Here is a 15,504-nt window from a genome sequence, read left to right as displayed (position 1 = left end):
TACATAGCTAAAAGCCTTCCCCGCACCGCTTGCTCGAAATACCTGTCTCACTGTCATTTGTCGTGGCCTATCTCGTCGCATCACGGGGAAATATTGTGTCCTGAGGGGGCGACAACCACATGACGACCTGCATGGTGGAGCGCCCTAATTTTCCTACCTTCTACTCTCCAACAGCAAAATTCAAACAGTGTTGAGTAGGCTCGCCAAGAAGTTCATTCAATAGATGGTCTTCCTGTATTCCTTGATATCTACTTTCAATTTTCTCTCTTAAAGAAAAAAGCCTTGCTTCAGCACTTCTAACGGTAATCCCCCCATTTTTTGGAGCACTCAAAAGTAGAGGTCATGCGGCCTGTGCCAAGCGCTGTTTCGGCGTGTAGCCGCCCAGCGCCATATTGGGCCGCTCATGGTTATAAACCCACAGCCAGTTCGTGGCAAATTCCTGTAACTCATTCAGTGACTCAAACAGGTAATGGCCCAACCAGTCGTAACGCACAGTGCGGTTAAATCGCTCTATGTAGGCATTCTGCTGCGGGTTGCCTGGCTGGATATACCTCAGCGCAATCCTCTTCTGCTGCGCCCATTGCTTGAGCTCTTCGCTGATGTATTCCGGACCATTATCACAGCGGATTGCGGCTGGTTTGCCCCGCCACTCGATGACCTGCTCCAGCACCCGTTTGACTCGCGAGGCAGGCAAGGAAAAATCCACCTCGATGCACAGTGCTTCGCGATTGAAGTCATCGATCACATTAAACAACCGCACCGAACGACCATCGCTGAGCTGGTCATGCATAAAGTCCATCGACCAACAGTGATTCGGTTGGTCAGGGACTGCCAACGGCTCCGGCTTGGCCCGCACTAGCCGCTTCTTGGGTTTTATCCGCAGATTGAGCTCTAGCGCCCGATAGATCCGGTAGACCCGCTTGTGGTTCCAGCCAAAGCCTTTGACGTTACGCAGGTACAGGAAGCACAGTCCGAAACCCCAGTTGCGCTGGTTGGCGGTGAGGCGCAGCAGCCAGTCGGCAATCTCCTGGTTTTCATCAGCCAGCACGGGCTGATAACGGTAGCAACCCTCGCTCACCTTGAACACCTGGCAAGCCAGACGGATAGAAATGGCGTAATGAGCCACAGCCTTGGTCGCCATCTCCCTGCGGGCAGATGGCGTCACCACTTTTTTGCCATCGCCTCGGAGATGATCTCAGCCTTTAGGCGCTCCTCGGCATACATCTTCTTAAGGCGACGATTTTCCTCTTCCAGCTCTTTGAGGCGCGCCATGAGAGAGGCATCCATGCCACCGAATTTGGAGCGCCACTTGTAGAAGGTGGCGGAGCTGATGCCATGCTCACGGCAGAGCTCAGGGACGGGTGAACCAGACTCGGCCTGCTTGAGGATGGCGATGATCTGTGCATCGCTAAAGCGTGATGTTTTCATGTAGAACCTCCTGCGTTCAAGATACGAGAAAATTCTACTTATGAGCACCTCAGTTTTTCGGGGGGATTACCTAACAAGTTCGTTATAAGTGACTGCGTAGATCTCTCCAAATGTTTCATCTCTACTTCGCCCAATAGATTCATATGTTCCGGTGAAGGCATCGATACGATCACCAACAACATATCCTTTTATATAGGGTCTAGAAGAATCAACACCCGCGTGCCAGATATCTTGCACATATCGTTTAGCTTGATCCATTTCGTCTCGTCCAATTTCAAATCCACCTTTTTTGAGTTCTATGAGTAAAACGCGTTTAGTTGTTTTTATTTCTCCGCTAAACTCTTCTAGAGCGAGAGCACTAATGGATGAGTTCTCTCCTACCACAATATCTGGCCTCTTCGCAGAGTTCACAAACTGGTCTTTAGAAAACTTTCTCTTGAAGACAATTTCCATAGTCTTTCTTAGTCCTCGATTACTCGAGTATTCCGGTGTATCGAACTCTGGTCCGAATATCCATCTAGCCTTTTCAATTAATGGATGAAGAGTATGCAATTCATCAACAGAGTGATCACCACTTAGCCTCTCAATAGCCTCCACGATCTTTATTCTTGAATCTATTTCAGCAAGAATAGTCATCGCATCGGTGATGCACCAATCTTCAAGAAAATCATTTAATGCTTTTACATCGGCTGCTGAAAACTGCGTTAATTTATAAAGAAGTGGGATTCCTGCTCTTGACTTTTCAATGTTTATTGCAGCTTTGAATGCAAGTTCTAATAGCTCTAACTTTATATCTGGGTTTTCTGTAAGTATCTGATCTAAAAAATCATATAGTTCTTTCTTCGCCAAGCTTGGAAGCTCACTCATTTCATTTTTGTGTTTAGCAACGACCTGGCGCTTAGTATTAGCCAGCTCAGCCTTAGAAAACTCTAAGTAGCAAGCCTTAACAAACTTTGAGATGTCTTCACAAACTAATGAAATAGCAGAAAAGTCTGATTTAAATCCAGACCAGTCAGCTTCTATATAATCCAACAAATTTTCAGACTCTGCGATCAAAGTATATCGTTTTGCAAATGTTCGCCTGCCATCCAAAATCTGAATTCCATTAACAGACCACGATGGACTGCCTAGGAGTCGTCCTTCTAGCCAGAAAGCAACTCCATGTTGTTTAGAATTTCTGGATGCTACAGATGAGTCAACTAGCGTTAAACGTATATTGATGTCTCCGATAGGATTTATATCTACTTGCTTTACTATTCCTGGGTGCTCTGCGAGAGTGATTAAATTGTCATTTATATAGACTTTAAATTCCGGGTTAAATAGAAATCTAGCTGAAATTATTTCAGATAATTCCTCTAAAGAAATGAGGTTTCTACTAATGACAACAGATATTTTAGTTCCATGGCCTTCTGCTTCGATTTCTGTATGATTAACAACCTGAATGGGCTGCTTTCCAGATGATAAACTTAGAACGTAGGAATTTTTACGTCCATCTTTCCAAGTTTCAACTTTGTATTTGTCATTGAAGCAAAGGCCTGCATGTCGTCCAACTCCGTTGCGACCAAATGCCAGCCTTCTTCTTGTAATCTCATTCCCTTGTGGAATTTCAACAAACAAACCTTGATGTTTTCTCCTGTCATATCTTAGTTTAAGCCAGCGTTGCTCAAACTGCTCTGCGGTCATTCCACTTCCATTATCAGAAACAGTAAGTAATCCTTGAATATCTTTTGGTAAAGATATTCTCACCTCGGAAGCACCGGCATCATGCGCATTGGCAATTAGTTCAGTTATCGCTATGTCTGCCTTAGTCGCGATAGAACCAATTTCTCTGATAAGAAACCCATCTTCATAAGTTACAGAATAATCCATATATGTTCCTTCATGGCAGACATTAGAAGTCAACGCATCATTAACCGATGCAGTTATGCGACTTATAGCACCTAAAGCTGTGTAATTTATTGACTAATTAGCATTCGATTGCACTATCGTTCAACATTATTTTGATCTAGCTCAATTGCTTCATCGAAGCTGAAACTCATTGGAAAAATATTTTTCCTAGTGATTTCATTGTTTGTAAAATCTTCAACTTCAAATAAAGCATCCACCGATCTAGTATGTTGGGCTAAAAATCGTAGGTTGGTGCTGAACGAAGTGAAGCCCAACGTTTACTGCGAAACATATCGACAAAATTTTTTATCGTTCATCCAATCCATCTTTATCCCGTGCTGGTTGGCATGATAATGCTCGTCTATTGGGCTTAGCTAAATAAAAATTGGATAGTCACCATTTTGGTTCTGTGGGCCACTACGCGGCGATTAGAATGGTGGCTATCCCTAATTTTATTTAAGCGAAATTTTATCTGCGTGTAATAATCTGATTTTAAACTCGGAATCACCAAGGGTTATATTCCATCGGGTTTCCATAAATCTAAGCAATTCCAGTCCTCGCTCTAATATTTCATTCGGTGTCCAGTTTGTATTTTGAGCAACCTCATTCTCGGAAACAGAGCCGTTGTAATAACCAACACCTGTACCGTTATTGACCTTTTGAGGAAAACTATCATTTTGCAATGCCGAGTTTTTGGCGCGAGAAAGAGGTAACAGATTACCTAAAGAGTGGGTTAAATAGCGTCGTTCCTGCTCATTCAGGTGACCGAAACGCTCACACCAATAAGCATTATCAGGAGTTTGTGGAAAGATATGCTCCAAAGTTAAATGATCTTTTTTACTGGTTTTCAGTACATCCCAAGTGAGTTTACTGGCAGCCTGTTTACCTTTTTCCTTGAGCCAGTACTCATGTTCATATAGAAAGTAGCGAATCCCATCCCAGTGGTAAAATCCATTTCTGTCCAACTCGTACTTCTCTTCAATGTGAGCTAGAAATTTATCAGAATCATAGTAGCGATCAATCCAAGCATTTATGGACTCAACTACCTCTTTAATCGACCTAACCCCAGTCAATAAATCCCGCGACATACTGAAGAACTCTGTGTCACCGGTATTAGCACGGCGCTGGCTTAGATTGAACAGTGTGAAGTTATAGCGTTCAGCTGCTGCCAGCAGCTTACTAATCATTTCGGGATCTTGCCTAGATGCAAATGCCGACAAGATCAGAGGCTTAAAAGACCTAAAGCTTAAACGCTCCAAGCGATCCAGCCACAGTTTCTGAGAATCGTTAAGCTGGTTGCCTTGCGTATAATAAGGGTCATGCATAAAGAACCAGTAGACAACAGACTGCTGAAGACTTTTTACATAGTCAGAGATCTCTTCAATTTTAAGTTCATCTTCTACGTTTTTGGAGTGAGTAATATTTCGCGCATTAAACTTCTCATTCAGTAGAAAATTGATGTAATCATCCCCTTTTTTGCGAGTATATTTGAAAAACATTGTCCAATGGTTACGTAAAAAGAGGTTGTCGCTGAGGGGTATATCTGGGTTTTTACCTAAGTACTCATACATCGTTTTCCATGCATCATTAATATTAGCCCTTAGTTGCTCTCGACCATCATTGTCTTTAAATAATGTAGAAAGATAGATTAACCTATTCTTAAGCAACTCCAAACTGGTCAGTGGCTTACCACGATTATTCATTGTCTCGAAAGTAACAAAAACATCAATATCCTCATCAATTTCGTATAGATTAAATTTAAGTTTCTGCGTTAGTTTCTTATAAATTATGGCTATCTCATCAATTGGCATTACAGCTAACCGCTCCATAAAGTAGCTTTTAGCAAAGCTGAGATTGCGTGTATAGAGTGTTTCCACAAACTGATTTGAGCTGGAATGTTCACCAAAGATCTTGGTTTTCATGTATTCATCGCTGGGATTATCTTTCTCATACCCAAAAATGAAACTCTGCTGTAATTTATTGTCTGCTTCAAAAAATATGAACTGCTTACGAATAGAAGCAATAGATTGATAGTTCAGTTCTGCACCATTATCGACTGATTCTAGGATCGCTTGCAAAAGGATCATTGACGTGGTTAAACGCTGCTGACCATCCACTACATAAAATGGGCGAAACCCTACACCTTCGATTAGCCATAGGTCTTTTTCCCAGCGCTGATATAAATGGGACTTCACTGGTTCAAGAGTGATTACACCAGTATAGTGAATCCGACCTACTTCTAGCTGAAGAATATCTTCCCAAAAATCTTCAATTTGGTGCGCCTTCCATGCATATCCACGCTGATAATCAGGAATACGCAATAACCGCCGTTCGAAAATATCGCTAAGGCTATTCAATTTCATACCTAAATTTCCATTTATCTCGTATGTTGGGCTAAAAATCGTAGGTTGGTGCTGAACGCAGTGAAGCCCAACGTTTACCGTGCAACGTATCTACACATTTGTTTTAACCGATCGACCCAACACATGTTTATTCCGCTCTGGTTGAGGTCATCATGCTCACCTGTTGGGCTTGGCTAGGCTCTGTGCCCACCTGCAAAAACCACGCTACCGCCCCTGAATCTCAGCCTCCAGCCTGCTGCGCTTTCCCTGTGGCTCCGGTCTGGTTCATGGCTGACTCCGACAAGAGGTGATCCCGATTGCCATGTTACCGAACGGAGCTGGTTAGGGAAGGGGGATCGGGTGATTTCTCGGGCAAGATCAATAAATTGGGGGGACAGCGGGGCCTGCGGCAGGTTGGATAAGAAGGCTCTCAAGGCGCAACGCTTTCCCGCTCAACGCTCAACGCTCAACGCTCAACGCTCAACGTTCAACGCTCAAGGCCCACGATTCACGGTGTATGGATGGGGGAGTGAGGTCATTGCCCTGCCGAGGGCCATGCGGTGCAGCCGAGAGGGGTGGCCTGGCACGGGCGAGCAGGTGGTTGGGAGGGGGCGAAAGAGCCGCGGGTTCAGTCGAGGACTCGAATTTGAAACCCGCTCAGACACCCATGCACCACCCAAAAGAGGGGCCCGCTGCCGGTGACGGCAGGGGCCCGTTTTTATTGTTAGCGCACGGTCTTTGGGTCTGGTTTCCTCCGTGAAGGCTTAGCGGGCCAGCAGGGGTTGGCCGCTGGTCAGGGCGGTGCTGGTTGGCCGGGTGGCGGGATGCTGCTGGAACTGGCGTACCAGCCGCTCCAGATCCCCGAGCTGCTTCACGAGCGCAATGATGCCCTGCACGGCGTGGCGGCTGCCCTGGCTGGAGTCGTCGGCCAGACGCTTGATGTCCAGCACGCTGTGGTGGATGTCCTGGGTGACCAGGGATTGCTCCTGCACCGCCTGGGCTATCTGGTTGCTGCCTGCGGTCACCTGCAACAGGCGTTCGCTTATCTGTTGCAGGATATCGCCAGTGGCGGCGGCCTTGAGGCGGCAACTGGCGGAGAGTTGCTCCCCTTGCGCCATGGCCTGCTGGGCATCGTCGGCGCTGGCCTGCAAGAGGCTTATCATCTGCTGGATCTCGCCGGTGGAGGATTGGGTCTTGATGGCCAGGGTGCGGATTTCGTCCGCCACCACCGAGAAGCCGCGACCGGACTCGCCTGCCCGGGCCGCTTCGATGGCCGCATTGAGGGCCAGCAGGTTGGTCTGGTTGGCGATGTTGTTGATGACGTCCAGGATGCCGTCGATGGCGCGGCACTGGCTGGCCAGCGCCTCTATCACGGCGCGGGAGGTGAGCAGCTCGCCGTGAACCCCTTCCACCGCCGCCACGGTATCGAGCACGCTGCGATTACCCTCCCGAAACAGCACGGCGGTGTTGTCCAGGCTGTCCGAGGAGGCGCTCGAGCTGTGGGAGACTTCGCGAATGGACGCCGTCATCTCGGTGATGGCGGTCGCGACCTGGTTGGTCTGGGCCTGCTGTTGCTGCAGGTTGCCGGTGATGGACTCGGCATTGTTCAGATCCGTCTGCGCCGCCTGCACGATCTGCTGGCAGGTCTGCTGGGTGCGGGCCAGCACCGCATTGAACTCGGCCTGGTTCATCTTCATGGCGAGCTCGACGGCAGCCAGACGATCGACCCGGCCGGTATACAGCAGTTGCATCAAGGGGTTGTCGAAACGGTGGCGGGTCAGGGTCTCCAGCCGGGCGAGGCGCCGGGAGAGGGTCTGGCAGATGACGAGCGCAACCACCAGGGGCAGGGCGCCGATGAGCAGAGGCCAGCCCGGGCCGTGCTGATAGCCGAGGGTGACCAGACTGGCCAGCAGCGCCATCAGGCAGAGGTGGATCCCCAGGGTGTGGCAGCAGGGAGGCAGGCGCAGGGCCCGGGGGGTCTTGCCGCGGCGCATCTCGTCATAGACCCGCTCCGCACGCTGCTTGATCGCGTCGTCCGGCGCCGTGCGCACCGACTGGTACTCCACCACCTTGCCGCTTGCGTCCTGAATGGAGGTGACGAAGGCGTTGACCCAATAGTGATCCCCGTTCTTGCAGCGGTTCTTGACCGGGCCCATCCAGCTTTTGCCTTCCCGCAGATGGCGCCACATGTCGGCAAACGCCTGGGGCGGCATGTCGGGGTGGCGGACCAGGTTGTGAGGGGCCCCTTGCAGCTCCTCCAGGGTGAAGCCGGCTATCTGGCAGAACTCGTCGTTGGCATAGGTGATGCGGCTCTCCAGATCCGTGGTGGAGATCAGGTTCTGGTGCGACGGGTAGAGGCGCTCACGCTGGGTAACGGGTTGATTGACTCTCATGGTACTTCCTGCCTGACAGAGGAAAGAGAGTCTGGTTGCAATTCGTACACCAGAGTGCCCAAAAACGCTTAAATTGCGTTCTATATGTCTCTTTTGTGCTCAAAGCCCGTAGTGGGGGGAACATGGCCCGGGCTCGCGTCCGCCCCTGCTGTCAGGATTCGCTTTTTGGGAGCCGTTTTGGCAATGGCGGGGCGGGTTTCGCAATTTGGCAAGGCGGGGCCGGGGCCTCCGCCAGCCTCAGGCGGGCAGATCCGGCTCGCTGACCGGGGCCGGCATCTGGGTCTCTATCTGCAGGTGGGTGGAGAGCAGGGTCTTCAGATCCTGCAGGTACTCCTCCAGAGGGGGCTCGTCCAGCAGCAGGGCAAGCTCGTTGCCGATGGGGGTGAGCCGGTAATAGAGCAGGGTGAGGTTGCTCTGGCGTTGGCGCAGACGCCAGCGCTGGTTGCCAAAGGCCAGCTCGACCCCGTCGGCGGGCAGGGGACCGGATTCGAGCTCGCCACGGTGCAGCAGCCCGAGATCACACAGCAGCAGCAGGGCGCTGTAGGGCACCCGGTATTTGCCGAGCCCCATCCGGGTGACCTTGGCGCGACTGAGCAGGCTGGCCCCCTTGTGCATGCCCAGCAGCAGGCGCTGCTCGTCGCTGCCCTCGTAGTGGCAGGAGAGGGCGCAGATGCGCTGGAACAGCTGGGCTTCGCGCTGGGTCATCTCCTTGAGGGTGTTGAGGGCTCGGATGGAGAAGCGGCCCGGGGTGGCGACTTCCAGGGCGAAGATGCGGCCCCACAACTGCTGCATGGGGGTCATGCTGATGTCTTCGGCCAGTTGCAGGAAGCGGGTGAGCCAGTCGCTGTCTATCTCGCCGCCGGCGGCGGTCTCTTCGCAGTGGCGCGCGGCCATCACCATGATGGATTCCAGATTGCGCTGGCGGGTGGCCTGCTCCGCCAGCTGGCGAAAGGTGGCGCGCTGCTCGAAGGTGCTGTCGCTGTTGCGGGTGAGCATGCCATCGATGCCGCGGCTGCGGGCCAGGCGCAGGGTCTGCTCCTGGCTGCTCAGGATGGAACTCTCTTTCTTGGGGGGCAGGTCAGCCATGCTGGCTCCGTGATGGCAAGGTCTGGTAGTGAATGTTACTCCAACCAGATCCATGAACAATCCCTTTGCCGGGGTCGTCACGGGATAAAAAATGGCCTCCCGGGGGAGGCCATCAGGGGCTCACTCTTCGTAGACGCTGACCTCGACCGCGTCCATGGAGTAGGAGGCGGTGGCCATCTCGTGGCTGGAGCTGACGGTGTGCATCTTGCCCTTGACCCAGATGGCGTCCCAGAGGTCATCCACCGGCGCCCCCTTGGGGTAGCTCACGTAGATCACCTGGTTGGTGGGCGGGGGCGGCACGTGAATGCAGGCGCCGAAGTAGGGGACCAGCAGGAAGGCGGTGATGGTCTTGGCATCCCCTTCCAGGGGCACCACGAACCCGGGGATCCGCACCTCCTGATTGTCCAGCTTCTTGTTGACGCTCCCCACCGGCTGCGGCACCGAGGAGAAGTCGCCATCATGGCTGACCTGGGGCGGTGGCAGCAGTTTTTCCCCCTCCGGGATGAGGATATCCCAGTCGATGGTCTTGTAATCTGCGGCCATGGCAGGCAGCACCAGCAGGCTGGCCAGCAGCGCCACTATTTTCCACTTCATCATCTGTTCTTCTCTCTTGGTCGGATGCGTCGGGTCAGACGCGAATGCTCATGCCGTCGCTCAGGCTGTAGCGGTAAGCGCGGGCGGCAGGCAGCAGCCCGATCACCATGCCCGCCAGCCAGACCAGGCCCAGCAGTTGCCACTCATAGGCGCTCGGCAGACCCAGGCTCATTTGCAGGCCATAGTGGCTGAGCAGCCAGGGGCTAGCAAGCCCCTGACCGAGATAGAGCGCGGCCACCCCGAGGGCGATGCCCGCCGTGGTGAGCGCCATCGCCTCCAGCGCCAGCAGCAGGAAGAGGTGGGCAGGGCCCGCCCCCAGGGAGCGCAGAATGGCGAGCTCGCGGCGCCGTTCGTTGAGGCCGGCGAGCAGGGTGGTCAGCATGCCGATGAGGCCCGCCACCACCACGAAGCCCGCGATCACCGACAGGGCGGTCTCCGCCACGCTCATCAGCCCCCAGAGCTCCTGCAGAGCGGCTCCCGGCAGGATGGCCATCAGGGGCTCTCTGGGATAGGTGTTGACGCTGCGCTGCAACTGGAACGCCAGGATCCGGTTGCTTAGCCCCACCATGAAGGCGGTGATGGTCTTGGGGGTGAGATCCAGCGCCATCGCCTGTTCCGGGGTCACGTTCTTGCTGTGACGACCGGTGTCCCAGCCCAGATGGATCGCCTCTATGCCCGCCAGCGGCACATGAATGGTGCGATCGATGGGGGTGCCGGTGGGGGCCAGGATCCCCACCACCTTGAACGGCATGTTGTCGTGCTGGCTGAACGAGGTGTTGCCGGCGCCATGGGCGATGACGATGGATTGATCCAGGTGATAGCCGAGCTTTTCGGCCACCTGGGCACCCAGCACTGCTTCAAACGGTGTTTCGAAGGGGCGACCTTCGCGCAGGACGAGCGCCTGCTGCTGGCCGTACTTCAGGTGGGTGAAGTAGTCCCCATTGGTGCCGAGCACGCGAAACCCCTTGTGGGAGTCACCAAGGGAGAGGGGGATGGTCCAGGCGATACCGGGCCTGGCCTTGATGGCCTGGTAGGAGTCCCAGCCCACGTTGTTGGTGGGGTTGCCGATGCGAAACACCGAATAGAGCAGCAGGTTCACCTGGCCGGAGCGGGCGCCGACGATGAGATCGGTACCCGAGACGGTGTTGGCGAAGCTGTCCCGTGCCTGACTGCGCACCCGCTCCACCCCGAGCAGCAGGGTGACGCTGATGGCGACGGCCAGCAGGGTGAGCCCGGCGGTGAGGCGACGGGCCCAGAGACTTTGCAGGGCGAGTTTCAGCATGAAAGCCTCCGCAGTGAAGGGGAGATGGCCGGACGGGCTGCGAGATGATGGCGTGTGGTCATGCCGCCCTCCGGTTGAGCTGTTGCAGGTTCTCCACCCGGGGAAAGAGGGGCTCCAGATAGGGATCGTGACTGACGAAGACCAGGGTAGACCCCTGCTTGTCGCACTCCTCGAACAGCAGCCGGATGAAGGCGGCCCGGTTGTCGGTGTCCAGGGCCGAGGTGGGCTCGTCGGCGATCACCAGAGGAGGGGAGCCTATCAGGGCGCGGGCGGCGGCGACTCGCTGCTGCTGGCCGATGCTGAGGGCGTGGACGGGGCGATGGAGTGCCTCATCCGGCAGTTGCAGTTCTGCCAGCAGGCGGCGCGCCTCCTGCTCGGGGCTCCCTGTCAGGCGGGCCCGCTTGGCGGGTGAAAAGGTGAGGGCAGCGGTGACGTTGTCCTGCACCGAGAGAAACGGCAGCAGATTGAACTGCTGGAAGATGTACCCCAGATTGGCCGCCCGGAACTGGTCACGGGCGCGGCCGGAAAGCCGGGCCAGGGGCTGGCCCAGCACCTCCAGGGTGCCGTGGTTGGCGGTCTGGATACCGGCCAGCAACCCGAGCAGGGTGGACTTGCCACAACCCGATGGGCCCTTGATGAAGACGCGCTCACCCTCGTGGATGCGAAGGGCGGGCAGATCGAGGACGGCTTCGTGACCCGGCCAGGCAAAGGCCAGATCACGGATCTCAACCACGGCATGTTTCATGGTGTTACCAGCCCAGTTTGTTGGCGGACGGAGTCAGTTCGGCGGCAGTCTGGCCGGTGGGCAGTATGCCCTGCACGCTCAGCTTCTCCAGGCTCGGGTAGAGGCTGAACAGGGTGGCCTCGAGACCGGTGAGCTTGGCCGGGGTAGCGCAGGTGTAGGTGTACATGGCTCCCATGTCCGCATGGCCCGCGTCGTCGTGATGGTGTTCATCGTGAGCGCCATCAGCCTTGTCGTGCTCGTGCTCGTGCTCGTGCTCGTGCTTGTGCTCATGGTCATGATCTTCCTTGGCGGCCTGCAGCTCCTGCTGGGTCAGCTTGCAGCCGGCGGCAGTGTCGAAACGGAAGAGGGCGTCGGGCTGCTGGAGGCGGGCCACCGCCTTGGCATACTGCGCTTTCTCCTCATCGGTGTTGGCGGCATGCTCGAAGCCCACCAGATCGGCGGCAGGGGCTTGCAACTCGATCATCAGCTGGTTGCCGTCGAGTACCAGGTTGAGGTGACCGTGACCGTGCTCATGGGCACCGTGGCTGTGACTTTCGTGTTCGTCGTGATTGGCCTGGGCGCCGAAGGCGGCAGCGGCCAGCAACAGGGTGACTGCTTTCATCGTTAATCCTTTTGAATAAATAGAGAAAAGATTGGTTCAAAAAAAGAAACAATGAAGGGGCGGTGGGGCGCGGATACGGCGATGTCCCGTGGTGCCGGTGGCCGCCCTCGGTTGGGGAGTGCCGATATACCGGTCGATGCCAAAGGAGAGGGGAGGGAGTACGGGGGTCGGCGTCAGTGCCAGCTTGCCATCCAGATGCAGGACGCAGAGGGTGCAGGCATGACCGTGATCGGGCAGGGCAGCTTCAAGAGGGTGCTGTGCCAGCACCGGTTGCATCCACAACCAGCCCAGCAGCAACACCCAGATTGTCAGTGTGGAACGACCCATAGACCCTTGTGGAAAGGGCGCCATCAGCGCCCTTCTCTCTGATTCAGAGATGGGACTGGATGAGCCCCATCACCTTGGTTATCTCGGCGGCATCGAGCTGGCCATCTTTGGCAAACAGCACCTTGCCCTCTTTATCCAGCAGTATGATGGCCGAACTTTCCGGGGTAAGCGCCCAGGCGTTGCGGGCCATCCCCTTGGCATCCAGCACCATGGCGGACCAGGGGAACTCCTTCTTGCTGTCCTCGGCACTGCTCTTCACGAAACCGGACGTGCCCCAGATGGCGTCATTGCTGTTGATGATGGTGACGGTCTGGTACTTGTCGTGGGGCAGCTTGGCCGCCTTGATCGCCTCGATCATGGGGGCATTGAGCTCCTTGGCGCTGGAGCGACCCGCAATGTGCTGGATCAGGAAGACCTTGCCGGTCAGGACCTTGCTCTGCCAGGGCTGATAGCTGATCTCCTTCTCCTTGAGCACCAGCTCCCCCTTGTCGCTGATGTTGACCAGCGGCACCTGGGTTGATTCCTTGATGTTGTGGGCCATGACCAGGGTTGGCAGCAGCGCCAGAGTAAGCACGAGATGTTTCATCCGGATGACACTCCTTTGTGATGTTATAACGATTTTTGGGTCGAGGGAATGGGACCCTGAACATCCTAAACTGATCGGATCTGTTTAAAAAGTGTTAAATAATGCAGGGTGCGACGGTGATCTTGTCAACATGGGCGCCATCCCCCCAATGACGGCGGCAAGGATGGCATGTCATCCATCAAAAGCAAGTGATGGTCATAAGAGGCTAGTAGAGCGGTTCGCTGATCAGGGGAATCTGGGCCATGGTCATCTGCTGGGCCAGCAGGGGAGAACCGGTGAGCAGCACGTGGCGCTGATTGCCGATCACCAGGGTGTCTCCCTCAAGGCCGCTGTCGGCCGTGATGGCGAGCCAGGCCGGCGAGACGCTGCCGATGCTGATGTTCGGATAGATGATGCTGAGACTGTACTGGGGCGCCAGCTCCGCCAGCAAACTGGCCATGAGCAGCGCCTTCTCGTCGCTGTCGGCCTTGTTGTCCTGCAGGGCCTGCAAGGGCGGAGCGAAGTGGTCCATTTGCTCGGGCGGGGTGGGGATGCCGCTCAGCCACTCCTGCAGCAGGGTGACGCTGGTGGCGAGCTCCTTGGCCGAAAACTGCTGTGCCAGGGGTTTGAGGTCTCCCTTGAACTGATAGAACAGCTGGGAGTAGTTGGGGCGCACACAGGGCAGCTTCTGATTGGCCGGGTGCACGCAGGGTTGGACCCGCATCTCGTAGAAGGCGTCCTCCTGATATTGCCGGTAGGCCTGCCAGAACTGGGCGGATTCGAGGCTGCTGTCGTGCAGGGTAAAGGCCTGTTCCAGGTTGCAGAACTTGGTGGCCGTCTCCGGGCTGTGCTGGTTGATCTGGTTGATGCTGTTGTAGAGGCGCGGACTGATGTAGGAGTAGAGTGTTTCCAGCGGGAAGTTGAGGGCGGTGTCGAGCTGTGTCATCTCGTGACGGCTGGCTGAAAAGGTGCGCTCATCCGCCGTCAATTGCAGGTGCTTTTGCTGACCATCCGCAGATTGCCACTGCCAGCTCAGGTTGATCTCGTTGGCCTGCGCCATGGTGCCGAAGAGCAGACTGCACAGAAAGCCTTGTGCCAGTTTCATGGTGCGCCTCCGCCTGGGTTGATAATAAACAACTAGGTGAGTGACCGGCATTTGGATTGGTCTGGTGACAGATATATTGGTAATTATCTGATCTGACTTTAAATTTAATTCAGGAAATAAGTCATGGGGGAAATCATCATGAAGCTTGTTTCACGGTTTCTGCTGATATTGGTGGCCACGCCGGCGCTGGCGGGGCAGGTCATCGTCAATCAGGGATTGTCCAGCGCGGATACCTTCGCCCTGCGGGATCAGCTGGCCCGGGAGCATGAATGGCAGGAGTGGCTGCGCTTCCAGCAGGCCATCAAGTGGCTGGAGGTGCTGCCGGTCAACTGCGATCTGGTGGGAGGTGCCGGTCAGGAATATCGCTGCGGTGATGACTATTACCGCCCCTATCGGCAAAACGGGCGCGACCTCTATATCCAGGGGGATCCCCCCGGAGCGTCCCCGCAACGACCAATAAAAAAGGCGCCATAAGGCGCCTTTTTTGCGAGGAATACGCTTATTTTGCAGCGTAACGCTCGGCAGAGGTCTTGATTTCGGCTTCGGCAGCGGCCTTGTCGCCCCAACCTTCCACTTTGACCCACTTGCCCGCTTCCAGCTCTTTGTAGCGCTCGAAGAAGTGCTGGATCTGGGCTTTCAGCAGCTCGGGCAGATCGTTCACATCCTGGATGTGATCATACTGCTTGGTCAGCTTGGAGTGGGGTACGGCCACGATCTTGGCGTCTTCGCCAGATTCGTCGGTCATCTTCAGCACGCCGACCGGGCGGCAGCGGATGACGGAGCCAGCCAGCAGCGGGTAGGGAGTCGGAACCAGCACGTCGACCGGATCCCCGTCCAGGGACAGGGTGGCGTTCACGTAACCGTAGTTGCACGGGTAGAACATCGGGGTGGACATGAAACGGTCAACGAAGATGGCGCCGCTGTCCTTGTCGACTTCGTATTTGATCGGGTCGGCGTTCTGCGGGATTTCGATGATGACGTAGATGTCGTCAGGCAGGCTCTTGCCGGCCGGTACCAGGTTCAGGCTCATGACGTTTCCTTTGAGTGTTGGAGTCAAGTTTGCAGGCCGACATTATAGCGATGTCCCGTCAAATGACCATATTTCAAGGGCCGGGTGGCGTGCTGGAGGGTGGCTTTTACCCGCGCTTG

General features: G+C 55.0%; 14 protein-coding genes. 1 reads left to right on the top strand and 13 read right to left on the bottom strand.

Going from position 1 to position 15,504, the window contains the following annotated elements:
- Positions 1 to 340: 340 nt before the first annotated feature.
- The 12 genes from ACPW74_RS16065 to ACPW74_RS16010 all read right to left on the bottom strand — a co-directional run bounded on the left by ACPW74_RS16065 (position 341) and on the right by ACPW74_RS16010 (position 14,355).
- A protein-coding gene (locus tag ACPW74_RS16065; protein ID WP_088821966.1) for an IS3-like element ISAs22 family transposase occupies positions 341 to 1,428 on the bottom strand; the annotation gives its coding sequence in 2 pieces (ribosomal slippage) (positions 341 to 1,176 and positions 1,176 to 1,428; 1,089 coding nt in all).
- Between the two features lie 66 nt (positions 1,429 to 1,494).
- Positions 1,495 to 3,297: an ATP-binding protein gene (locus tag ACPW74_RS16060; protein WP_425858350.1), complete on the bottom strand. Its 1,803-nt coding sequence runs from the start codon at positions 3,295 to 3,297 to the stop codon at positions 1,495 to 1,497.
- A 470-nt stretch (positions 3,298 to 3,767) separates the two neighbouring features.
- Positions 3,768 to 5,678, bottom strand: coding sequence for a DUF262 domain-containing protein (locus ACPW74_RS16055; RefSeq protein ID WP_425858348.1), 1,911 nt, complete (start codon positions 5,676 to 5,678; stop codon positions 3,768 to 3,770).
- A 743-nt stretch (positions 5,679 to 6,421) separates the two neighbouring features.
- Positions 6,422 to 8,050: a methyl-accepting chemotaxis protein gene (locus tag ACPW74_RS16050; RefSeq protein WP_425858346.1), complete on the bottom strand. Its 1,629-nt coding sequence runs from the start codon at positions 8,048 to 8,050 to the stop codon at positions 6,422 to 6,424.
- A 237-nt stretch (positions 8,051 to 8,287) separates the two neighbouring features.
- Positions 8,288 to 9,136: a TIGR03899 family protein gene (locus ACPW74_RS16045; protein WP_042016317.1), complete on the bottom strand. Its 849-nt coding sequence runs from the start codon at positions 9,134 to 9,136 to the stop codon at positions 8,288 to 8,290.
- A gap of 120 nt (positions 9,137 to 9,256) precedes the next feature.
- The gene (locus ACPW74_RS16040; protein ID WP_425858344.1) at positions 9,257 to 9,733 is read right to left on the bottom strand and encodes a DUF3299 domain-containing protein; all 477 of its coding nucleotides are present in this window, start codon (positions 9,731 to 9,733) and stop codon (positions 9,257 to 9,259) included.
- Between the two features lie 31 nt (positions 9,734 to 9,764).
- The gene (locus ACPW74_RS16035; protein ID WP_039040840.1) at positions 9,765 to 11,012 is read right to left on the bottom strand and encodes an ABC transporter permease; all 1,248 of its coding nucleotides are present in this window, start codon (positions 11,010 to 11,012) and stop codon (positions 9,765 to 9,767) included.
- 58 nt (positions 11,013 to 11,070) lie between these two features.
- On the bottom strand, positions 11,071 to 11,757 hold the full coding sequence (locus ACPW74_RS16030) for an ABC transporter ATP-binding protein (protein ID WP_039040841.1): 687 nt from the start codon (positions 11,755 to 11,757) through the stop codon (positions 11,071 to 11,073).
- Between the two features lie 4 nt (positions 11,758 to 11,761).
- Positions 11,762 to 12,358: a DUF2796 domain-containing protein gene (locus ACPW74_RS16025; RefSeq protein WP_425858341.1), complete on the bottom strand. Its 597-nt coding sequence runs from the start codon at positions 12,356 to 12,358 to the stop codon at positions 11,762 to 11,764.
- Positions 12,359 to 12,394: 36 nt separating this feature from the next.
- Entirely contained in the window at positions 12,395 to 12,685 is a 291-nt protein-coding gene (locus ACPW74_RS16020) for a hypothetical protein (protein ID WP_080944090.1), read from the bottom strand.
- A 43-nt stretch (positions 12,686 to 12,728) separates the two neighbouring features.
- Positions 12,729 to 13,271: a YtfJ family protein gene (locus tag ACPW74_RS16015; RefSeq protein ID WP_010675585.1), complete on the bottom strand. Its 543-nt coding sequence runs from the start codon at positions 13,269 to 13,271 to the stop codon at positions 12,729 to 12,731.
- Between the two features lie 205 nt (positions 13,272 to 13,476).
- Positions 13,477 to 14,355 carry a hypothetical protein gene (locus tag ACPW74_RS16010; protein WP_425858339.1) on the bottom strand — a complete coding sequence of 293 codons (879 nt, stop codon included), beginning with the start codon at positions 14,353 to 14,355 and terminating at the stop codon, positions 13,477 to 13,479.
- 123 nt (positions 14,356 to 14,478) lie between these two features.
- Between ACPW74_RS16010 and ACPW74_RS16005 the strand changes: the two genes are divergently transcribed.
- Positions 14,479 to 14,829, top strand: coding sequence for a hypothetical protein (locus tag ACPW74_RS16005; protein ID WP_010675583.1), 351 nt, complete (start codon positions 14,479 to 14,481; stop codon positions 14,827 to 14,829).
- 25 nt (positions 14,830 to 14,854) lie between these two features.
- Here ACPW74_RS16005 and ppa read toward each other — a convergent pair whose 3' ends face one another.
- Positions 14,855 to 15,385 carry an inorganic diphosphatase gene (gene ppa, locus ACPW74_RS16000; protein ID WP_005335667.1) on the bottom strand — a complete coding sequence of 177 codons (531 nt, stop codon included), beginning with the start codon at positions 15,383 to 15,385 and terminating at the stop codon, positions 14,855 to 14,857.
- Positions 15,386 to 15,504: the final 119 nt, after the last annotated feature.

It is taken from the genome of Aeromonas sp. INTO2, from assembly GCF_049860605.1.
Lineage (GTDB): Bacteria > Pseudomonadota > Gammaproteobacteria > Enterobacterales > Aeromonadaceae > Aeromonas > Aeromonas caviae.
Note: the sequence above shows the minus strand (reverse complement) of the source record. Positions and strands in the feature narration are given on the sequence as shown.